This window comes from Niallia sp. Marseille-Q9988 (genome assembly GCF_976954375.1).
Genome location: NZ_CDRJSZ010000008.1, coordinates 59,814 through 81,199, shown reverse-complemented (window position 1 = coordinate 81,199; position 21,386 = coordinate 59,814). Strand labels below are relative to the sequence as shown.

At 34.8% G+C, this 21,386-nt stretch carries 26 protein-coding genes and 3 pseudogenes; 25 read left to right on the top strand and 4 right to left on the bottom strand.

Going from position 1 to position 21,386, the window contains the following annotated elements; translation table 11 throughout:
• Nucleotides 1-24 precede the first annotated feature (24 nt).
• From ACWNMZ_RS15710 to ACWNMZ_RS15650, 13 genes and pseudogenes are all read left to right on the top strand, one after another.
• On the top strand, nt 25-1,878 hold the full coding sequence (locus ACWNMZ_RS15710; RefSeq protein ID WP_449598680.1) for a heavy metal translocating P-type ATPase: 1,854 nt from the start codon (nt 25-27) through the stop codon (nt 1,876-1,878).
• A gap of 192 nt (nt 1,879-2,070) precedes the next feature.
• Entirely contained in the window at nt 2,071-2,304 is a 234-nt protein-coding gene (locus tag ACWNMZ_RS15705) for a cation transporter (protein WP_441994010.1), read from the top strand.
• Between the two features lie 47 nt (nt 2,305-2,351).
• A complete protein-coding gene (locus ACWNMZ_RS15700) occupies nt 2,352-2,651 on the top strand; it encodes a hypothetical protein (RefSeq protein ID WP_031538007.1) in 300 nt (99 codons plus the stop codon).
• A gap of 66 nt (nt 2,652-2,717) precedes the next feature.
• Complete coding sequence (locus tag ACWNMZ_RS15695) at nt 2,718-2,951, top strand: heavy-metal-associated domain-containing protein (protein ID WP_235252688.1); 234 nt, start codon at nt 2,718-2,720, stop codon at nt 2,949-2,951.
• A gap of 64 nt (nt 2,952-3,015) precedes the next feature.
• Entirely contained in the window at nt 3,016-3,723 is a 708-nt protein-coding gene (locus ACWNMZ_RS15690; protein ID WP_031538005.1) for a Crp/Fnr family transcriptional regulator, read from the top strand.
• Between the two features lie 525 nt (nt 3,724-4,248).
• Complete coding sequence (locus ACWNMZ_RS15685) at nt 4,249-4,404, top strand: GNAT family N-acetyltransferase (RefSeq protein ID WP_155986754.1); 156 nt, start codon at nt 4,249-4,251, stop codon at nt 4,402-4,404.
• Complete coding sequence (locus ACWNMZ_RS15680) at nt 4,398-4,532, top strand: hypothetical protein (protein WP_349204513.1); 135 nt, start codon at nt 4,398-4,400, stop codon at nt 4,530-4,532. The genes ACWNMZ_RS15685 and ACWNMZ_RS15680 overlap by 7 nt, the downstream gene beginning before the upstream one ends.
• Nucleotides 4,529-4,621 (top strand): annotated as a pseudogene (locus ACWNMZ_RS15675) (hypothetical protein); the annotation flags it as partial. The gene ACWNMZ_RS15680 and the pseudogene ACWNMZ_RS15675, both read left to right, overlap by 4 nt.
• Before the next feature lie 264 nt (nt 4,622-4,885).
• Nucleotides 4,886-5,422 carry a hypothetical protein gene (locus ACWNMZ_RS15670; protein WP_197030888.1) on the top strand — a complete coding sequence of 179 codons (537 nt, stop codon included), beginning with the start codon at nt 4,886-4,888 and terminating at the stop codon, nt 5,420-5,422.
• Nucleotides 5,356-5,739, top strand: a complete 384-nt coding sequence (locus ACWNMZ_RS15665; protein ID WP_449598679.1) for a hypothetical protein — start codon at nt 5,356-5,358, stop codon at nt 5,737-5,739. Before ACWNMZ_RS15670 ends, ACWNMZ_RS15665 begins: the two co-directional genes overlap by 67 nt.
• Before the next feature lie 201 nt (nt 5,740-5,940).
• Nucleotides 5,941-6,138 (top strand): annotated as a pseudogene (locus ACWNMZ_RS15660) (nucleotidyltransferase domain-containing protein); the annotation flags it as partial.
• Nucleotides 6,139-6,408: 270 nt separating this feature from the next.
• Entirely contained in the window at nt 6,409-6,894 is a 486-nt protein-coding gene (locus tag ACWNMZ_RS15655; protein ID WP_396953872.1) for a nucleotidyltransferase family protein, read from the top strand.
• An 87-nt stretch (nt 6,895-6,981) separates the two neighbouring features.
• Nucleotides 6,982-7,368 (top strand): group-specific protein, encoded by a 387-nt coding sequence (locus tag ACWNMZ_RS15650; protein ID WP_349204514.1) that lies wholly within the window; start codon nt 6,982-6,984, stop codon nt 7,366-7,368.
• A gap of 523 nt (nt 7,369-7,891) precedes the next feature.
• On the opposite strand, the gene pdxR is transcribed toward ACWNMZ_RS15650, so the two are convergent.
• The gene (gene pdxR / locus ACWNMZ_RS15645) at nt 7,892-9,289 is read right to left on the bottom strand and encodes a MocR-like pyridoxine biosynthesis transcription factor PdxR (protein ID WP_441132097.1); all 1,398 of its coding nucleotides are present in this window, start codon (nt 9,287-9,289) and stop codon (nt 7,892-7,894) included.
• Nucleotides 9,290-9,438: 149 nt separating this feature from the next.
• On the opposite strand from pdxR, the gene ACWNMZ_RS15640 reads away from it, so the two are divergent.
• From ACWNMZ_RS15640 to ACWNMZ_RS15625, 4 genes are all read left to right on the top strand, one after another.
• Nucleotides 9,439-9,963, top strand: a complete 525-nt coding sequence (locus tag ACWNMZ_RS15640; protein WP_435406662.1) for an ECF transporter S component — start codon at nt 9,439-9,441, stop codon at nt 9,961-9,963.
• 957 nt (nt 9,964-10,920) lie between these two features.
• Nucleotides 10,921-11,169: a DUF3841 domain-containing protein gene (locus tag ACWNMZ_RS15635; RefSeq protein WP_231512558.1), complete on the top strand. Its 249-nt coding sequence runs from the start codon at nt 10,921-10,923 to the stop codon at nt 11,167-11,169.
• 367 nt (nt 11,170-11,536) lie between these two features.
• Entirely contained in the window at nt 11,537-12,421 is an 885-nt protein-coding gene (locus ACWNMZ_RS15630; protein WP_031537789.1) for an NAD-dependent epimerase/dehydratase family protein, read from the top strand.
• Nucleotides 12,422-12,500: 79 nt separating this feature from the next.
• Nucleotides 12,501-12,914 (top strand): HIT family protein, encoded by a 414-nt coding sequence (locus ACWNMZ_RS15625; protein WP_031537790.1) that lies wholly within the window; start codon nt 12,501-12,503, stop codon nt 12,912-12,914.
• A gap of 225 nt (nt 12,915-13,139) precedes the next feature.
• Here ACWNMZ_RS15625 and ACWNMZ_RS15620 read toward each other — a convergent pair whose 3' ends face one another.
• Nucleotides 13,140-13,598, bottom strand: a complete 459-nt coding sequence (locus ACWNMZ_RS15620) for a DinB family protein (RefSeq protein ID WP_349204518.1) — start codon at nt 13,596-13,598, stop codon at nt 13,140-13,142.
• 134 nt (nt 13,599-13,732) lie between these two features.
• Between ACWNMZ_RS15620 and ACWNMZ_RS15615 the strand changes: the two genes are divergently transcribed.
• The 8 genes and pseudogenes from ACWNMZ_RS15615 (at nt 13,733) to ACWNMZ_RS15580 (ending at nt 20,099) form a co-directional block, all read left to right on the top strand.
• Nucleotides 13,733-14,041 carry a hypothetical protein gene (locus tag ACWNMZ_RS15615; RefSeq protein ID WP_349204519.1) on the top strand — a complete coding sequence of 103 codons (309 nt, stop codon included), beginning with the start codon at nt 13,733-13,735 and terminating at the stop codon, nt 14,039-14,041.
• Between the two features lie 226 nt (nt 14,042-14,267).
• On the top strand, nt 14,268-14,960 hold the full coding sequence (locus ACWNMZ_RS15610) for a response regulator transcription factor (RefSeq protein WP_031537795.1): 693 nt from the start codon (nt 14,268-14,270) through the stop codon (nt 14,958-14,960).
• A complete protein-coding gene (locus ACWNMZ_RS15605) occupies nt 14,938-17,205 on the top strand; it encodes a histidine kinase dimerization/phospho-acceptor domain-containing protein (protein WP_449598678.1) in 2,268 nt (755 codons plus the stop codon). Before ACWNMZ_RS15610 ends, ACWNMZ_RS15605 begins: the two co-directional genes overlap by 23 nt.
• Nucleotides 17,202-17,393 (top strand): hypothetical protein, encoded by a 192-nt coding sequence (locus ACWNMZ_RS15600; protein WP_449598677.1) that lies wholly within the window; start codon nt 17,202-17,204, stop codon nt 17,391-17,393. The genes ACWNMZ_RS15605 and ACWNMZ_RS15600 overlap by 4 nt, the downstream gene beginning before the upstream one ends.
• Before the next feature lie 103 nt (nt 17,394-17,496).
• A complete protein-coding gene (locus ACWNMZ_RS15595) occupies nt 17,497-18,417 on the top strand; it encodes a 2-dehydropantoate 2-reductase (protein WP_441132107.1) in 921 nt (306 codons plus the stop codon).
• 31 nt (nt 18,418-18,448) lie between these two features.
• On the top strand, nt 18,449-18,880 hold the full coding sequence (locus ACWNMZ_RS15590) for an NUDIX hydrolase (RefSeq protein ID WP_031537800.1): 432 nt from the start codon (nt 18,449-18,451) through the stop codon (nt 18,878-18,880).
• A 31-nt stretch (nt 18,881-18,911) separates the two neighbouring features.
• Nucleotides 18,912-19,586, top strand: a complete 675-nt coding sequence (locus tag ACWNMZ_RS15585) for an HAD family hydrolase (RefSeq protein WP_031537801.1) — start codon at nt 18,912-18,914, stop codon at nt 19,584-19,586.
• 20 nt (nt 19,587-19,606) lie between these two features.
• Nucleotides 19,607-20,099, top strand: a pseudogene (locus ACWNMZ_RS15580) (dihydrofolate reductase).
• 29 nt (nt 20,100-20,128) lie between these two features.
• Here ACWNMZ_RS15580 and ACWNMZ_RS15575 read toward each other — a convergent pair.
• Nucleotides 20,129-20,674 carry a GNAT family N-acetyltransferase gene (locus tag ACWNMZ_RS15575; RefSeq protein WP_235251843.1) on the bottom strand — a complete coding sequence of 182 codons (546 nt, stop codon included), beginning with the start codon at nt 20,672-20,674 and terminating at the stop codon, nt 20,129-20,131.
• 83 nt (nt 20,675-20,757) lie between these two features.
• On the bottom strand, nt 20,758-21,264 hold the full coding sequence (locus ACWNMZ_RS15570) for a GNAT family N-acetyltransferase (RefSeq protein WP_031537805.1): 507 nt from the start codon (nt 21,262-21,264) through the stop codon (nt 20,758-20,760).
• Between the last annotated feature and the right edge of the window lie 122 nt (nt 21,265-21,386).

The window sequence follows — 21,386 nt, the reverse complement described above, 5'->3', positions numbered from 1 at the left end:
AAAATGAAATTGGAGGGAATCAACATGCAAAGATATATATTAAGTAAAAAGAATTCCATTACACTGATCAGTGCAATTTTGATTGCACTTGCATTCTTCGGACGATTTTCCTTAGACAACATGGCCATTTTCAATTGGTCGCTCATCATTGCATCTATTCTTGGTGTAGCACCAATTGCGATTCTAGCCTATCAGGCATTAAAAGTAAAAGTTGTCAGTATTGATGTTTTAGTTACCATTGCAGTAATTGGGGCAGTATTGATTCAAAATTATGAGGAATCAGCCATCGTTACTTTCTTATTCTTATTTGGTTCTTACTTGGAGCAACGTACCTTGAACAAAACACGTTCTGCCATTAAAGAATTAACAGAGCTGGCACCAGAAAGTGCTTTAAAGCAAATGGAAAATGGAGAATTTGAAGAAGTTGATGTCGATGATGTAGGTGAAGGTGACATTTTATTAGTCAAAACGGGTGCAAAAGTCCCCGTAGATGGAACCGTGTTAACAGGTGAAGGTCACATCAATGAAGCAAGTATTACCGGAGAGTCAGTTCCAGTAAGCAAAAAGGTTGATTCTGAAGTATTTGCGGGAACAATCTTAGAAAATGGAACGATTCAAATTCAATCTGACCGTGTAGGGGAAGATACAACATTTGGTAGAATTATCGAATTAGTTGAAGAAGCACAGGATTCCAAATCAGAAGCAGAGCGGTTTATTGATCGATTCTCTAAATATTATACACCAGCTGTTTTAGTCCTTGGTTTTATTGTTTGGCTATTCTCAAAAGATATTGAACTAGCTATCACGATTCTTGTTTTAGGATGTCCAGGTGCATTAGTTATCGGGGTTCCTGTATCCAACGTTGCCGGTATCGGAAACGGTGCACGTAATGGTGTCCTCCTAAAAGGTAGTGAAGTTATCAATGACTTTAGCAGAGTAGATACTATCGTTTTTGATAAAACAGGAACATTGACAGTAGGAAACCCTGAAGTTGCCGAAAAAGAATTTTACGGAAACAATACTGAAGAAGTTCTAGGTTACTTAGCAAGTGTGGAGCGTGAATCGGACCACCCACTAGCAAAAGCTGTCCTACAGGATATTGGCGAGACAACTTTATCTACTGTTGAAGAAACCGAAGTCGTTAAAGGTGGCGGAATTGTAGCAAAAATAGGTGTTCATCGTATAGCCGTTGGTAACGTAGCTTTAATGGAAAAAGATAATGTGAAATTAAGTGAAAAAGCTAAAAAAGATGTCGAACGCTTTGAGAAAAATGGGAATTCTCTTGTGTTAACTGCGGTCGACGGAGAATTAAAAGTTCTGATGGGTATTCGGGATCAAATCCGCCCAGGTGTTAAAAAAAATCTTCAAAACCTAAAAAAACTTGGAGTCAAAAACCTAGTCGTTCTTTCAGGGGACAACCAAGGAACCGTAGATTTAGTTGCTCGAGAACTTGGATTAACAGAAGCACACGGTCATATGCTTCCAGAAGGAAAATCAGCATATATTGAAAAAATGCAAGCAAAAGGCCAAATCATTGCCTTTGTCGGTGACGGAGTGAATGATAGTCCTTCATTAGCCTTAGCGGATATCGGAATCGCCATGGGAAGTGGAACAGATGTTGCAATTGAAACATCAGATGTTGTTTTAATGAATTCTGACTTTAGTCGTTTACCACACGCATTAGGCTTAGCAAAATCAACTTCAAGAAACATGAAACAGAACATTACCATAGCAGTTGGTGTGGTATTAGTCTTACTTGCCAGCCTACTATTTAGTGAATGGATGAATATGTCAATCGGGATGTTGGTTCATGAAGCAAGTATCTTAGTAGTCATCTTGAATGGTATGAGATTGCTTCGATACCGTTTGAGAGAATAATTTTAATAGAAACCAGTCTTGATGAATGATAAAGGGGAAGTATTCAGGTAGGAAGAACAAAATACGCCCCTACTTTTTCTTAAAACTTGATTTGCATCAATTTCATTTCGTTGAACCTGAACTATACTTAAATTGTAAAAAAGAAGAGGGAAAACAAAAAAATCAAAGATAAGATGAAAGGAGAAATAATTCATGCAAAAAGGAGTTATTCAATTAGAAACATTATCTTGTCCATCTTGTATGCAAAAGATTGAAAATGCGGTGAAAGGATTAAACGGGGTTAATCAAGATAGCTTAAAAGTATTATTCAATGCCAGTAAAGTAAAAGTAGATTTTGATTCAGAAACGATCACCATTAACGATATCAAAAAGGCAATTGAAGACTTAGGATACCCCGTCGTTAAATCAAAAGTAAAATCTGCCTAAGACAAACACACATAACAAAAATTATTTATAGAAAGAGGGAAATAATAATGTCTGAACAAACATTTAACGAAATAATAACAAACCATTTTGAAAAACTGGATTTATACACTACTGCGATTACACGGGCCCATGGTAAGAACCATCCAGAAGCCTTTGAAGTACGTGAACTATTCGATAAAATCAGTAAAAAGATAAAGGACGCAGGTACGAACAAACCTGACTTAGATGCTGAATTTGCTCAATTACGAAAAATCACAGACAACTACACCATTCCTGGAGATGTTTGTGAAACATATGCAGGCACCTACGAAATGTTATCAGAAGTAGATAATGCCTATCAGGCTTAAAATAAATCAAAACCAAAAGAATGAACTTGGTTTACGATCGTTAAAATAAGAAAGGGGAAATGATTTATGCAAAAAGCAACCATTCAAATAGAAACCTTATCTTGCCCATCTTGTATGCAAAAGATTGAAAATGCGGTGAAAGGAATAAACGGTGTTCATCAAGGTAGCTTGAAAGTATTATTCAATGCAAGTAAAGTAAAAGTAGACTTTGATTCAGATGCAGTCGCTATTAACGATATCGAAAAATCAATTGAAGACTTAGGATATCCTGTTGTCAAATCAAAGGTAAAACCTGCTTAATCGAGTAAATAGAATGGAAGCCTAAGATGCCCTCTTGGGCTTTTTATAAAAAGGAGAGGTTATTTTGGAACAAAATCAATGTTGTCATCACCAACATGGACATACAGAATGTATTCGTATCGTTCCCATTTTCAACCATCTGGAAGACTCACAAATGGATTTGATTGCGGAATCTGCCAAGACACTTCATCTACAAAAAGGGGAAATGTTATTCCGTGCAGGTGAGGAAGATGACACCTTATATATTATCAATTCAGGTAAGGCTCGGATTTACCGCTTATCGGATTCCGGAAAAGAACAACTTGTTCGCATTTTAAATCCAGGTGATTTTACAGGTGAAGTGGCCATTTTCCAACCTGGAAGTGTTCATGAAAATTATGCGGAAGCACTACAAAATACATCCATTTGTTTAATTAAACGAGAGGATTTACTGAAGTATTTGGTGGAATATCCGCAGATCCCATTAAAAATACTGTCAGAAGTAACGATACGTTTGAAGGATTCTGAAAAACAAACCACACAAGTAGCAATTGAAAATGTAGAATCCCGCATTATATCCTTTTTAGCTGAAAATGTTGAAAAGGGAAGTGGCAATAGTCCAACGGTTACCTTACCAATGTCCAAAAAGGATTTAGCCTCGTATCTTGGTACCACACCAGAAACAATCAGCCGTAAATTTACTACTCTAGAAGAACTTGGATTGATTAAACAGTTACCGAAAAAGAAAATTAAAATAATGGATTTAGATCAATTGTTACTTCATACTGAATAAATATAAGCAGAGCAGCGTGCCATCATACTAACCTGGTTCGGTTTAATAGTACAAAACATAAAATAACAAACCTTTTAGCAATCCCATTAGCATATAAAATGGATTGCTAATTTTTGTTGGTTTAACAATGTTTATCTACAAAAAGAAAGAGAAATGGCTACTTATTTGGCACTTATTTTACCAAGATGACATAAATTTGTGTCAACTGAATAATTCATTAGCAAAACACGCCCTAATAACTAAGCTAATTCCTCTGATAAATAACTAAGGAATTGGCAACTTATGTTAAAATTATAATTTGGATTGTGAATTAGTATACTTAAAGTAACGGGGGCATTAATCCAAGATGGATGAATGCCCTTTTATCTAATAAGGTACTAATGGGGCAGGTTACTTGAAGAAGGAATCCAAATAATCGGTATCGAATTATATTATAAATTTCATAAGGAGATAACAAACGATGAAGTTCAATACCGTACACATTGATAGATTATTTATATAAGGTACGAAAGGCTGGAATAAATCATGGCAAAAAAAGAAGCACCGAAAATTCAAACAGAACGATTGATTTTACGTCCGAGAGAGGGAAAAGACATTCCCAATATGCTTAAAATGTTTAACAATGATGAAGTAAGAGAATTTCTTGGAAGTAATCCCCCTCGTGATAACACTCAATGTTAGAAATGGTTAGGAACAGTAATGAAACAAAATGGACTGTCGCATTAAAAGATACTGATGAATTCATCGGTGATGTAATGATTCCAGAAATAGCAGAAGGTATCTTGGCGAAATTGGTTATCGCTTCATGAGGGAGCATTGGGGATGTGGTTTTGCGTATGAAGCGGTTTCCGCGGTCATTGAGCATTGTAAAAGCACATTAAACCTTAAATGCCTATTTGCTACTATAGATAATAAAAATATGGAGTCAAAAAAGTTAATTGAAAAACTCGGATTTACTTTGGTAGCGGTGTTGCCTGAATCGAATTTACTCGGCAGAGTTACCGATGTAGCTTACTATTTTCGTATAGTATAAGCATCCTTACACTCTCCTGAGAAAAATGAACAAACAGGTGAGTGTTTAAAGGGTGATATTTTTGGTAAAGCGATATGATTTTAGTGAAGAGGATTAGGCGGTCTACTTTAAAACAAAGGAGTTGACTTTTTGAATTTATTAAGCATCAATGATTTGTCTGTAAAAAAAGTAAATCATATATTCAATTTAGCTGCAAAGATAAAAAATCAAGGTAATATCAATGTTTTAAATGGAAGACAATTTGTATTATTCTTCCCGGAATCAAGTTTAAGGACAAGAATTACTTTCGAAAAAGGAATAAAAGCCTTGGGTGGGGAAGCAATGCTTTTTCCTCCAGAAAGTTTAGATAAAAGAGAAGAATTAGAGGATGTTATACAATACGTCTCTAATTGGGCAGATGGGGTGATTGTCAGACATTCTGATTTTTCTAAAATACAGGAATTATCAAGGTATTCAACAGTCCCTATAATAAATGCTATGACTTCGGAAAATCACCCTTGTGAAATTTTATCTGACTTGTATTCAATTAGGGAAGTAAAAGAAAACTATAGAGATTTAGTTTATACCTTTGTTGGACCAAAAAGTAATATTTCAAGGTCTTGGAAGAACATTGCAGAAGTAATGGACCTAATTTTAATCAAATTTGTATCAGGGGTTTTGAGTTAGGGTCAGACAATCGGAATTATAAATTTCATACTAAACTTGAATCTGTTTTATCTTTTAGCGACATTGTTTTAACTGATTCGTTGCCATCTGAATTAAGAACAGAAAAATACATAAACCAGTATCAAATTACTTTAGAAAAGATGAAATTAGCTAATAAACATGCAATGTTAAACCCCTGCCCACCTTTTTTTAGAAATGAAGAAGTAAGAAGTGATGTTATCTCTTCAAATTATTTTGTTGGATACGAATTTAAAAAGAATTTAATATATGTTCAACAAGCAATCATTTTATTTTGCTTAGGTATAACACTTGAATAAAGTGGTGAGCTAGTTACTTGTTCAGCTAACGGGGGCTATTCTTCAACCCTCGTTCCATTCCAGCGCAGGTGAACAGGAACAAATAAAAGGAGAGATAGGTTAACGCAAATTAAAAATATTGGACGTTTTTGTCCGACGGATATTAAAGGATTTATAATAAATGATTCAAGTCTAAACAAAATTAAACCTGAATTTTACAAGGTGATTGAAAAGATAGTAGAAAAATGCAAAACTCACTTAGGAGAAGACCTACATAGTATATATATTAGAGGATCCATTTCTCGTGGATTAGGTATAGATAGTGTTTCAGATTTAGATACATTTGCCATTACGAATAAAGAAATCAATGATATAGACTTAAAATGGATAGACAAGGTTGAACAAGAATTAAACAAAAAATACATCATAGTAAATGGAGTGGAACTTAGTTTCTATTACATAAAAGATGTTTTAGAAACAAATAAATTTTCTATAATACCTTTTATGATTAAAACGCATAGTATTTGTGTATTTGGAGAAGATTTAAGCGGCCATTTACCTAATTATAAGGCAGATACAACACTTGGTAACGAACATCTAATGAACCTAAAGAATCAAGTTCATCAAGCAAAAGAAGACCTCGATGGAAATGAAAATATTGAAGATATATTGGATTGTTGTGGATGGGTTATGAAAATCATAGTTAGGGCAGGGCTTGCACGCTCTAAAGTTTGGGACACAATGCATGGTTTTGAAATAAGAACTAATATACCAGATGTGGATGTTATATATTTTGACGAAAAAAATATTGACGAGAGGACCGAAAAAAATTTAGAAGCTGAATTGAGAGTAATTCTACCTGATATACCTTGGTCTGTTAAGAATGAAGCAAGAATGCACGTTCTCAATGATATCCCACCTTATATATCTTCAGAAGATGCTATTTCAAAATTTCCAGAGACTGCAACTGCTCTTGGAGTGAAAGTAGACAAGAATAATAAACTAATTCTTACTGCTCCTTGCGGTATAGAAGATGTATTAAATTTAGAGTTAAAGCCCACACCATATTTTAGAGAGACGAAAGAACGAGCTGTTATTTATGAGGAAAGAATCAATAAGAAGAATTGGAAAGCTGTTTGGCATAAAATTCAAGTCCACCATATTGAAATTTATTAAATTATATGGTGATTTTTTATAAAGAAAAGGTGCATTTCTCTTATGTCGCTATCGGGGGAGTTTAACTTTACAAAGGGGTCAGATTAATTGAAAAGATTTTACGTTGCATCAAGTTTTAAAAACATTGAAATAGTTCGCTTAGTGAGTAAGAATTTACAAAATAAAGGATACATCTATACATATGATTGGACGGTAAATGAGAGTGCCTCTACAATTGAGGATTTAAGAGAAATAGGACTAAATGAAAAAAATGCTGTCATGGATGCTGATATTATAATCGTGATATTACCAGCTGGTAAAGGAAGTCATATCGAATTAGGTATTGCTCTTGGACAAGGAAAAAGAATATATCTCTATTCACCAAATGATGAAGTAAATAATCTAGATACTACTAGTACATTTTATCATTTATCGGAAGTCCAAAAATGTATGGGAACTATTGAAGAGTTGGTTGAAATAGTCACAACAAGCTAATTCTTATTAAGTAGTGCTTTCTCAATAAAGAGTTGATAAGGAAGTGTTTATCGAATAGCAATAGCTTTACATTCCTATTTCTGAACCAGTTGCTAATGATTACCAACTGAGGAATATCCGCATCATTGGTCTGTTAACAAGTAGAGTGTCCTGAAAAATAACGGCACTAAAAATGAATACATTATTGGTGTCTAAATTCAATGCTTTACATATCTCAATCCATATATATATCATGATTAAAAGTAACAGAACCCACCACGCCAAGGTGGGTCATTTTATTTATTCAAGGAGAAAATGCTTTGGATTCTGAAAAATATAGGCATAAAATTAAGATATTTACCACCGATAAGGAACAAGTTGAATAGTTTAAAAAAGAAATTTACCTATATGACATTCCTTCTTATAGTGTTGTACATTTTCTTTATTATTCAATAATAGAAGGATTAACACGTACTTCTTACATAATACTGCGCAATAGTATAAAGCCAAACAGAAATTCTAGCTGGAGTTAGTACAAGCTTAACTATTTTGCCATTTCCCAGCATTGCATTAATTGGTGAATGCTTTCCTCGATTTTCTCTAATGGGATGCCTCCAAATCCTAACAGGAATGTTGGATGCTTATATTCGATTGGTTTTAACAGATAATCGCTTAAAGGATAAATGGAGATATGACTTTTTGCTGCGATGGCTTTTAACTCATTTTCACTTTTTTGTAGCGGAAGGGAAATTAAAATATGCATCCCGGCTTGATCTCCAGTGATGATAACTTCAGGATAATGAGTTTTAAAAATATGAGTCAGTTTATCATGTTTCTTCCGATAAATTTTCCGCATACGGTTTAAGTGTTTTGAAAAATAACCGTCTCTCATGAAGCTGGCTACTATATGCTGGTCGAATCTTGGGACAGTTGCTGAATAATAACTGAATGTTTCCTTATATTTTTTCAGCAAGGTTGTTGGTAAAAGAAAATAGGCCAATCGCAATGATGGCATTAATGACTTGGTGAATGTACTTAGATAAATTACCTTATCGTTTTGGTCCATCCCATGTAAGGCGGGAATGGGTTTACCAGTGTAACGAAATTCGCTGTCGTAATCGTCTTCAATGATATAGCGATTTTTACTTTTTGCTGCCCACTGCAATAATTGTGTTCTTCTTGTAGCAGAAAGAACGGCACCTGTGGGAAATTGGTGAGATGGCGTAATGTAGACGACATTCGCATTTGTTTTTTCAAGGTGTTCCACCATCAATCCGTCTTCATCAACTGGAATAGGGATCGCTTTATTTTTTAGTTGAATCCTGGGGCTTGCTGAATAGCCAGGATTTTCAAGGGCTATGTTTGAATCATGATCTAGCAACCTTAAAATCATAGGAAAGAGTTGTTCTGTTCCTGAACCAATCACAATTTGCTCCGGCTTACATACAATCCCACGCGATTGATATAGGTATTTGGCTATTTCCGTCCGTAAAGTGTATTCCCCTTGGGGTTCTCCAATTTGTAGCAATTCCTTCGACGGGGTATCATATAAATTTTTTGCATACTTTCTCCACTGTGAAAAAGGAAAGGAGTCTGTATCGATTTTTCCAGGGTGAAAGTCAAATTGGATTGTTTTTTTCTCCGTTTCCTCCATAGGCAACTCAACATGTTCTGTCTCAATATAAGGTAATTCATTTATATCCTCTACAAAAAAACCAATCCGCGGCTTTGATACAATAAATCCCTCTGCAACGAGCTGAGCATATGCCACTTCAACCGTTGTTTGGCTGATATTTAAAAAATCAGCCAATTTTTTTTTGGAGGGTAATTGTGTTCCAACTTCAATTTGCTGGCTCAAAATAGCGGTTTTGATACCTATATAAAGCTGCTCATACAAGGGTTTTGTTGTGTTTTTATTCAATTCAAACATAAGCATATCCATTCGAGACCCCTCCTCTCTGACCATGTTATTTTTATAAAAATTGACACTTTTTATATTGTCAGTTTTTATTATACTAGTAATCATGGAAGAAGAGGAGATTCTTTTTTTTAAACTGAAAAACTAACACTTGAAAGAAGAGGATGATTTGCATGTTTACGACTGAACAAAACAAAACGAGAATGCTGGTTCTCAATGCTCTATTTATTACTTTAACGTTTCTTGCTACAATGTTTATCAACATTAGGCTGCCATTAATGGGAAATGGGGGACTAATCCATTTGGGTAACGTTCCTTTTTTGATTGCTGCGTTTATTTTTGGCAAGAAGTCAGGTGCGATTGTAGGAGCTTTTGGAATGGCTTTATTTGATATAATGTCAGGATGGACATTATGGGCTCCGTTCACATTTGTTATCGTTGGTACTATGGGGTATATAGCTGGACTTATTGTGGAAAAGCTGCCTGGAAAAAAATCTCTTGTATACGTACTGGCAGTTGTTGTTGCCATGATCATTAAAGTTGTCGGCTACTATTTTACAGAAGTAATTCTTTATGGAAACTGGATCCTGCCATTCGGCTCCGTCCCAGGTAATATAATGCAATTAGTCATTGCCGGCATTATCGTAGTGCCACTTACAAAAGGGTTTAAGCAAAGAATCATTAAGAGTGCCAATTAGGGGTGCCTGGCACCATAAAAAGACAAAAGGTATTTAAATGTCCTTGCTGAGAGGACATTTAAATACCTTTATTTATTGTTAAATGGAAGAAACCCTGTTTGAATAAAGATTTCAGACGCTTATTATAGCTGCTTTTGATAAAGAGGTGAAGATGAAAGCGTTTCAGTGGTAGCCTACTAATCTTCTAAAAATATAAGTAACCCCGTTCAAACAAATTAATATTACCATCTCTCCAAACGAAAAAACCAATATAGTTAAAAATAAATCAAAGTAGAATTCGCCTATAGATAAAAAATCTGCTGTATCTGTTGTCGAAGTTTTAAACAGAAAGAAAAAGAAAGTGGAGCATAGGAGTCCTATATAAATACATACCCAGTGATGATAAAAATTTATCTTAAATTTACTGCGCCAAAACCATACATTTAAAGGCAAAAAAGTGATAAGAAAATATAAAAGCTGCAAAAGGAAATCGGAAACTTTAACATAAAAGAATAAATACTGATGTAAACAAAAAATGACGATATTAATAAGTATGATTAATAGAAGTGATTGTTTTTGTTGCAAATAAATACCCCCTGTCAATATTTATAAGATCATTAAATGAAATCAAGGTTGATTCCAAAAAAATGAGGTAACGAAAGGGATTACAACCATTAATATAAAAAGAAGGACATTACCGATAAGGCCGCAAATTTTGAAGAATCCTTTTTTTCCTAAGCAACCGAAGATTATCCCAATAATAGGAAAAAGCCAAAGGAGTATTATAGAGAGAGTATTGGGAAAATGGAGACTCATAAAAAACGCAAGGATGTAAGCCACAGAAGATACGGAAAAAATAGTAAAAGATCCAACGCTATAGTAATTCTGTTTCATAGAATTTCCTTTCCTTTTTTGTTTAATATTACCATAACGATGATTTTTCTGAAATAGCGAAATAAAAGATAAGGAGCTTGATTGATGCCTATATACTTCACCAACCAAGCAACCGAAGTGGTAAAAATCTTAAATCAAATCGGCTACTTCATTGGGGATGAGAAGTTTGTGGATAAAGATTTCCTCCATTCTTATCAATGGATGATCAAACAAATGGATAAGAGGCTGAATAATAATGGTTTGTTTCCAGTTTGGCTTTGGATGAAAAAACCGAATTTAAAGCATGAAAGTCTCTTTCAGAAAGGTACAAAAATTGTATGTTTAACAGTATAAATACCTGATAAAAAAGTGCTCCTTTCTGATTTTGAAGCATGGCATTGTGTGTTAAATAACGGCTTTTGTGCGATTTCAGAGGAAGAAGATAGGGTGTTTGAACAGGGGGAATTAACGATTACAAAGGAACAAAGCTGGAAAGAATATTTCACTTAGCGAAATTACGACACGCAGAAATGTGGAATAATGGGTGCCAAATTGTTCAGGGCGTTACATCTGGGATTTAGAAAGAACAAATTTTGAATGCAGAATATTTTATTGCAAAATAATGTAGTTTTTTGGAAATAATATAATGGATTAAAAAGGAGGAAATAGCTCCTCTTTATGGAATTTCTAAAGTAAAATCAAAGAGTAGGGGATAAAAAGAATGAAAAAAATATTAGTACTTGGTGGAACTCGTTTTTTCGGAAAAAAGCTTGTGGAAATGTTATTGGAAGAGGGGCATCAGGTTACGATTATGACCCGTGGGACAACAAGTCATTCATTTGGCGATCAAGTAGAGCATATCATCGGTGATCGATCTATGAAGGAACAACTTATTAATCATTTTGACTGTCGAAAATTTGATATTGTTTATGATAATATTTGCTATACATCAAATGAAGCAAGAGATTTTTGTGAGATTTTTAACGGGAACATTGGCAAGCTTGTGTTTACTTCTTCCTTATCGACGTATGCTGCAGATGGAATGGAAAAGAGAGAAGAAGACTTTGATCCGTATCATTATCCGATAGCATGGGGAGATAAAGAGGCATTTACATATAACGAAGGAAAGCGACAAGCAGAAGCCGTTTTCTTTCAGTATGCAACATTTCCAGTTGTGGCAGTAAGGTTCCCTATCGTGTTAGGGGAAGATGATTACACAGGTCGTTTGCATTTTCATGTGGAGCGGATTCAGCAAGGAAAAACGATTGGCTTTGTTAATATGGATGCAGAAATGTCCTTTATTCTTGCCACAGAAGCTGCTATGTTTCTAAAATGGGCAGGTTTTTCAGACGTGGAAGGACCATTTAATGCAACCGCAGATGGGAAAATTTCAATGGGAGAATTAATCCGTATGATTGAAAAGGTTACAGGGCATGCTGCGAAAATAACGTTAAAAGGGGACGAAGAAAACACCTCCCCATTTGCCATTCCTGCCACATGGTATATGAATACGGAAAAGGCAGGAAAAGCGGGCTTTGTGTTCACTAATCTGGATGATTGGTTGCCAGCTTTGATTGAGAAAATTGCAGGCAAAGATAAGCATTGATTGTGATGCTTAGGGGGGAATTTGATATTTTTTGGTGATGTGGCGGATGAATAAAGAGATAGTTATAGGAGAAGGAAAAATGGCTTATGATTTAGATTGTCCTTTATGTAATCCACATAAAGATAGGGACCAAAATATTGTCCTGGAGAATGAAACATGTTATTTTTTGCAACATAACAAACATCAAGGTATCTTAGAGGGTAGCGGTTTAATAATTCCTAAAAAACATCACAAGGACGTCTTTGAATTAACACAAGAAGAGTGGAACGATACATATGAGCTAGTACATGAGGCAAAAAAGTTTATAGATAATTACCATTCTCCTGATGGCTATACAATAGGATGGAATGTAGGAAAAGTTTCTAACCAAGAGATTTTTCATTGTCATCTTCACCTAATACCAAGATATAAGGATGAACCATTGGCTGGAAAGGGTATTAGATATTGGTTAAAACAAGAGGAAAATAGACGAGTAAAAGGGGAAAGTGAATAGCTTTTATAGTGTTAAAGACACCAAAACGAGATAATGTAGTCATTTTTTTATAGATACAGATAATAACCACTGAAATTGTTTGTTCAGTGGTTTTGATTTTTTGTAGGATCCGAATCCTTCGTTGCTTTAGATAATAAAACTTTTACCGATTATTTCTAATGAGAATATGGTAAACATAATTTCGCTTAACGATTTCATAGGGCCATTTTTTCTTCCCAAATATCTCTAAATAAACCTTTTCAAATCATTTATCGCCTGTAAATGCATGCCTTCATGAAAAATCGTTCGAATTAATACTTGTTCGATTGTGTGCATGCCCATATCGATTGGGGGATATTCTTTTTCAAGCTCATTGCGATATTTCTCTAATATTTCTTGTGGTTGAGCTTTTAAAAGCTCTTTTAATTCCTTAAAGGATGGCGTTTCTTCTACAAAGTTAGCTGGTGTTGTACCGAAACCAAACCATTGATTAAATTGCTTCGAAGTAGGAGAGGCTACTTTTGTTAATGCCTCGATCCATAAAAACTGATCGAGATAAAGATGACCGAGATTCCAGCGGATATTATTATTAAATCCATCTGGGATGATTTCCGCTTGCTCGTCTGTCACCTTTTCAACAGTCCCTAAAAGTTCCTTCCGATAGGTTTCCAATTGTTTAAATAACACTTCATGACGTGCTTTCATTTCCCACACTCCTTAAACGCAAAATCATATTAATTTATTCGCTATAGTGTTGTCTTTCTCCTCTATTGAAAGAATAGTGCTTTTTTCTTACGGGAATACTAGAAAAAAAACAGGAATATAGGGAGGAGAAAAAAATGCCTCGCAAAGACGAAGAGATTAGCGAAGAAGTAGAAAAGGAACCGACGAATACGAAAAAGAAAGAGGGAGAAGTAGAAAAATTAAACCGCATGCTAGCAGCAGTGTTGGAGTATATTTCGGATGATGAGGTAGAAGAAATCGATATTGATTACATATTGGATCAAACAGAAGGACTTCGTGACTGGTGGAATCTATACCGAGAGAAAAACCGCAAGCGCATGGAAGAAGAAATAAAAGAGTCATTAGGGGAATTGTCCCTTGAGGAGCTTGAAAAGATTCGGGAGCAAATAAAGGCAAAGCAATAAAAAAAGTGGTTTTCATCAATGGAGGATGAAAACCACTTTTTATCGTCTAGTAGCAGCAATAATCATAACGAAATAGTGGTGTGAACAAAACTATTCCTCTGATAGAATGAGAGAATGGAATATCCTAGTAGAATATTAAGAAAATCTTAAGAAATTTGCTTAGCAGATATTAAGATTTTTTGCCTATGATAGAGACAGCGAAGAGAGAGAAAGCAGGTGGTTGTTGTTGGAGAAAGTAAGTGTGCTAGTAGTGGATGATGAGAAAGAAATTAGAGATGCCATTGAAATATATCTTAAAAACGAAGGGATTACCGTTTTAAAAGCAAGTGATGGCCTAGAGGCATTGGATATTTTAATGGAACAAACTGTTCATTTAATTCTAATGGATATTATGATGCCGAATTTAGATGGGATTTCTGCTACTTATAAAATTCGTGAACAAAAAAATATCCCGATAATTATGCTGACGGCAAAAAGTGAAGATACGGATAAAATCTTAGGCTTGCAAATAGGCGCTGATGATTATATCACAAAACCATTCAATCCAATGGAACTAGTCGCAAGAGTGAAATCGCAATTACGAAGATATGTGACACTTGGAACCTTTGATGGTGTGAAGAAAAAAATAGACCTGCATGGATTAACATTAGACCAGGAGGCAAAAGAAGTAGCGGTAAATGGAGAAAGTGTAAAGCTAACGCCAATTGAATATAAAATCGTTGTTTTATTGATGAAAAATGCAGGCAGAGTGTTTTCCATTGCGGAGATTTATGAAAGTGTATGGAAGGAACCTGGATACAATGCCGAAAATACAGTCGCGGTACATATTCGAAAAATACGCGAGAAAATCGAAGTGGATCCAAAAAATCCGCGTTTTTTAAAGGTGGTGTGGGGCATTGGCTACAAAATGGAGAAGTAGAGGGGTTTTTATTGTAGTTTTTATTGTTTGGACATTGTTGGTTACGATAGGGCTTAGTGGGCTAGCGCCGCTAAAAATATGGCTAACGCAATATATACATACAAATTATTATGACTCCACCAAGTTTGAAGACAAACGAATGTATTTTACAGAACTATTAAGTGATTATCAGTTATATCAGGTGCCAATAGAAGAAGCGAAAAAGAACATCAGCGTCACGAAAGAAGAAATCGCTGAATATCGTGATTCATACGCAAGTCTAAATGAACAAATGCAATTAATTAATGAGCAATATGAAGAAGATATAGCCCTAGCAATCGAAAATGGCGATGATGCAGCAGAGGAGCTTTTAACAGAAGAAAGAGATCGAGATATAAAGGAAATCACAGAGCTATTGCCAAATGATGAATATGTCCAAGAAAAAATAAAAGAAGAAAAGCAATTAGAGGTAGATCGATATTATCGAGATTTGGAAAATACAAAATATGAATTTGAGCAATGGGCTCAATCATTCTATTATTATTTAAAAAATAGTAAAACGGAAGCAGTTGTAACTAATATGACTCTTTCTCCAGAAGAAACAGTAGATAAGATAATTAACAAGGAAAATGCAAATTTCTTCGGCAACTACTATTTTACTGCGGAAACAGAGAAGTTAAATTTGCCAGGACAATCAATAATCTACAGGGATAATGGATTTACAATGTGGTCATGGGAAGATGAAAATACGCCTACTATCGTAAATCAGTTAAAAAAAGAGATTGGTAATTATGAAGGAGTCGTTGCTGTTCCAAAAAAATTAAGTAATGGTAGTTTGCTGATAGAGGAAGAGAATAAGTATTATGCTTATCAAAAGAAAATGATTTTTGGAAGCTCATTGAGCATTATCAGTTTAGTAGTATGTATTTTCATGCTTGTAAAAAGGAAAATCAGCTTTGCGCAATGGGACTATCCTTCTTATCGAAAGGTTCCAATTGATATCCGATATATGCTATTGGTGATAAGTACTATTATAGCTGTTATTGGACTATGGGGAATCGGGGACCAACTATCCATGGAGGTGAATGAATTAGGAGGGAATTGGGGTGATATTCTTGCCTTTCTTCTTTTAGCATGGGTATTTGTAACACTATCTCTCATTCAAGGCTATCTACTATTTAAAGAGAAAATAAAGTGGAAAAATACTTTTATAAGTATAAGTTTAAATAAGATGAAAACAGCTATTTCACAGCTTCTATCCAGTAGAGATTTTACCAAAAAAGCGATTGGTAGCTTGCTAGTGATTTTTATGTTAGGTCTATTTTTACCAATAAGTCTGGTATTGCAAATTCTTATCCCATTCTATTTAGTAGCTGCCCTTATCATTGGAATTCCAGTTATTATTTTTGTGGTGAGAAATATAAAGGCTTTTAGTAAGCTGCTTGCACAAACGAATGCGGTAATAAATGGGGACTTACATCAAGAAATATCAATCCAAGGGGCGAAAGAATTAACAGCATTTGCGGATCATATTAATACGTTAACATCTGGGGTAATTGTTTCAAAGACAGCCCAGGAAAAAAGCGAACGCCTAAAAACCGAATTAATTACGAATGTCAGTCACGATCTACGAACACCTTTAACATCCATCATTAACTATACGGAATTATTGAAAAATAAACATCTATCAGAGGAAGAAAAAGATGGTTATCTGGCCATTATTGACCGTAAATCACAGCGGTTGAAAGTATTGATTGATGATTTATTTGAAGTTTCGAAAATGGTTAGCGGCAATGTGGAATTGAAGAAGGAAAAGGTAGATTTAGTGCAGCTTTTACAGCAAGCATTAGGAGAATATGATGAAACAATCAAATCCTCTACTCTTGATTTTCGTGTAACCAATCAAGAGCCGTCGATTAATGCAGTAGTAGATGGGCAAAAACTATGGAGAGTATTTGATAATTTAATAGGAAATATTTTGAAGTATTCCTTGAAGCATTCTCGTGTCTACCTTTCGATTAAACAAGAAAAAGGGCAAGCGATTCTTCAATTTAAAAATATTTCTAAGTATGAACTAGATGACAATATGGATGAATTATTTGAGCGTTTTAAACGAGGGGATACCTCTAGACATACGGAAGGATCCGGACTTGGACTTGCGATTGCAAAATCGATTATCGACCTTCATGAGGGAGTAATGACGATTGATACAGATGGAGATTTATTTAAAATAACGCTCGTGCTTCCTGTAAATAACATGCAGTGAAACTAACCATATATAGAAAACAAGCGGCATATTTGTATTCATTGGTTTACCCGATAATGAGAAATGAAGTGACTTCAAGGAAAATTGTATGCGATATACTGAAGGAACATAAAGATGTAGAAGAGAAAGCAATCATTCGCAAAGCCATTAACAAAGCGATTGAAGCAGGTAAAGATAAGATAGGATAGAAGATACTTCCTTTTCGTTGATGAAAAGGAAGTATTTTTACTAGAAATATATGTTAGAATAATTTAAAAGATTATGAATAATTGCAGAAAGAAGGAAAGAAAAGTGACCATCAAAAAAATCGGTATCGTAGGACTTGGAGCAATTGGTGCAGTATACGGCAAAATGCTTCAGGAAGTAGAAGGATTAGAAGTACAAATTATTGTCGATGAGCATAGAAAAACAAAATACGAAAAAGAAAAGTACTATATAAACGGGGAGGAAACCTCCTTTCAGTACATCAATCATGAAACACAATCAGAAGCCTTTGAACTGATTATTCTTGCAGTAAAATATGGACAGCTTCAAGAAGCAATCTCCCTAATTCGTCCATTTGTAGGAGGGAAAACAGTAATTCTTTCCTTATTAAATGGGATTACAAGCGAGGAAGAAATAGCACAAAGCTATGGGGAAGAAAAAATTCTCTATTCCATCTGCAATGGTATTGACTCAACAAGAGAAGGCAATCGAATCTATTACAGTACTCCTGGGATTATCACTTTTGGGGAAAGAGTAAATATAGAGCTGACGGATTGCGTAAAAGAGGTCAGAGAATGCTTAGAAAGAGCAAGCATACCAGTTGATGTACCAGAAGATATGGAACGAGCACTATGGAATAAGTTCATGATTAACGTAGGCATGAATCAAGCTTCCGCTGTAACGAGAGCTCCATATGCCTTCTTTCAAAAAGAAGGACCAGCAAGAGAACTAGCAAAAAGTGCGATGAAGGAAGTAATTCAGCTTGCTCAGGCTAAGGAGATTGACCTAACAGAAAAAGACGTGGATTATTTTTTTGCCAATGTATTAAGCAAAGTTGGCGGAACAGGAAAGACATCAATGTTGCAGGATATCGAAGCTGGCAGAAAAACAGAAGTCGCTTTATTTGCCGAAAAAGTTATCGATTATGGTCAGAAGCTTGGCATCGAAACACCTATTAATCAAGCATTCTATCGAATTATTAAAACAGTGGAGGAAATGCAAGGGTAGAAAAGCTCTAAAAAGAACGGAGGGAAATCAATTGATTAAAAGTACACAACAGCAATGGTCACCGCCAAAACATATCGTTTCAGCAGCGACGATTGTTATCAATGAACAGGGCGAAATTCTATTAATCAAGGGACCTAAAAGAGGCTGGGAAATGCCAGGCGGACAAGTGGAAGAGGGAGAGTCCTTGAAAGATGCTGCAGTTAGAGAAGCGAAAGAAGAATCAGGTATTGATATTGAAGTAATCAAATTTTGTGGAATCTTTCAAAATGTCAACCGTTCTATATGCAATACGCTGTTTTTAGCAAAACCAGTTGGAGGGGAATTAACCACTTCTCCAGAAAGTTTGGAAGTAGGGTATTTTTCCATTGAGAAAGCGTTGGAAATGGTGACACATAAGAATTTTAGAGAAAGAATAGAGAAATGTTTGGATGAAAGTAGCCAACCTTTTTATGTGGAATTTTAAATGGTAAGGGTAAGAAAGGCGATGAAATTATATGAGCAACTACAAAGCAGTGCTATTTGATTTAGATGACACCTTGCTTGATAGAGATAATGCCGTAGATAAACTGTTTTTCATTATGTTAGAAAAATGTTATGAGGATATTAACGATTCCTTAAAAAAAGAAATGCTGCAAGAATTCAAAGAACAGGATAAGAAATGCTATGGTCAAAAGGATAAAACAAAGGTTTTGGAAGCATTTTTCGATGCGTTTCCACCGAAATACAGAATACCACACAATGATATCTTAGTTTTTTGGAATAATCATTTTCCGTATTGTTTTTCTGTGAATCAAGATACGATTAATATAGTTAATAGGTTAAAGAGCCTAGTGAAGGTTGCAATTATCACAAATGGTACTGTTCAAAGACAAAAAGCAAAAATAATCAACACCAATTTACATCATTATTTTGATACCATCATCATTTCCGATGAAGTAGGAATTAGTAAACCGGACAAACGCATATTTGAGCTAGTTTTAAATAAGCTTAATGTGCAGCCAGAGGATACATTATTTGTTGGGGATGACATAGAAAGTGATATTGGTGGTTGTCAAAATGCCAATTTAAAAGGTATATGGTTTAATCCACGTAAGATTAAGAACGCTACCAAGATAAAACCATTTGCGGAGATTGATTCTTTTGATCGACTATTAAGCTATTTTACATAAGTCAATAGGGGGAGTGCTTCATGAAGGACTCTTTAATTGTAGCGATGGACAAAAACAGAGTAATTGGGAAGGATAATGATATTCCTTGGAGAATTCCGAGAGATTGGGAGTATGTGAAAAAGATTACTTCAGGGCATCCAATTATTTTAGGAAGAAAAAACTTTCAATCTATTGGAAGAGCACTAAGTAGCAGAAGGAATATCGTCTTATCTAGAGACAGAGAAATAGTATTTGATGGCTGTGAAATGGCTCATTCACTAGATGAAGTCTTTACATTATGTGAAAAGGAAGAAGAAATATTTATTTTTGGCGGAGAAGTAATTTATAGAATATTTCTTCCATATGTAGAAACAATGTATATAACCAAGATTCATGCAGAATTTGAAGGTGACACTTTCTTTCCAAATGTTGATTTGCACGGAATGGAAGGAGACATCTGTTACCCAAGGAATAACAGATGAAAATAACCCTTATTCTTACTATTTTCATGTATATGAACGCTTGGCTTTTTAAACAGTATGTGTGTTTATTAACTAACACCATTACTTGAATAACTTATACCAATACAAAGTGGTCTCAATAATTGGATTATATGACTGCTTTAGTGTATCAGCCCCACCTAGTATGAATCCTTGTTTCACATAAAATCTGCATGCACCAAGATTATCATCTTGTGCTTCCAAGGACATCCCGATAAGATTTCTTTGTTTTGCCCACTCTTCCGCTTTATTTAAGAGCAACTTTCCGATTCCATTTCCTCTATAATCTTTTTTTGTAGCAATGTTTTCAATATAACAGAAGCGATTCCAATCCTTCATTATTCTAATTTGTCCTATGCAAGTATTATTCATATAAGCTAAAAACAAAGCTTTATCCTCTCGATTTATATATTGGCTCCAATCAAGTTTATCATCTGGAAACCGTGTTTCTCTAATTTCTTCAAAAAGAATCTCTTTATAAGACCATTTGCCTGATTGTAAACTAGGGACAACTCTGCCATACAACTTAAAATAATCATTTGTCTTATTGATATCCTCTATTAAATCAATGTTTAATGGAGTTATAATAATTTTATTTTCATTATTCAAAATTTCCCACTTCCTTTTTAAATGTACGGTAGGCAAGGGGTCAAGTTAATATTCTTGTTCCCCTTGAGAAAACTATTATCCATTCACTTAAAAACAAACCCAAAATAAGCTTCTTCCTGTTCTGTATCCTCGAAATATTTTATTCCCATATACTGAAAGCCAATTTTGCCAAGTACTTCTAAAGAAGCCTTGTTTTCAATACTAGCAGAGGCAATTACTTTTTGAACACTTCCTTGCTTTTCAGCAAACTTCATACATGCAATCGCCGCTTCTGTCGCATACCCTTTGTTCCAATTTTCTTTTGTAAAATGGAAAATTAGCTCTACTTCGTCTATGGAATCCTCTATATTAAAGCCAGCTGCCCCAATCACCTGATTGCTAGCCAAATCAACTACTCCATAAACAGAAAGACCGAAGTCAGCTTGACTTTGCTCGTAAAAGTCAATAACTTGTGGAAGTAAGGAAGAGTCTGTACTTCCGCCACAATACTTCATGACTTCTTCGTTTCCCCAAAACTGTTCACATGCTTCTACATCTTCTATTGTTAATAATCGAAAACCTAATCGTTTACTTGTAAAAAGAAACTCCAAGAAAAAAACTCCTTTACATTCTGTTCTTTATTTACCCATTTTAGCTTAGGAGAATCGGTTTATGCAATGAATTGTAGAGTAGAGAATAGGCAGGGAGAAAATTAATGGATGGAAAAGGCACA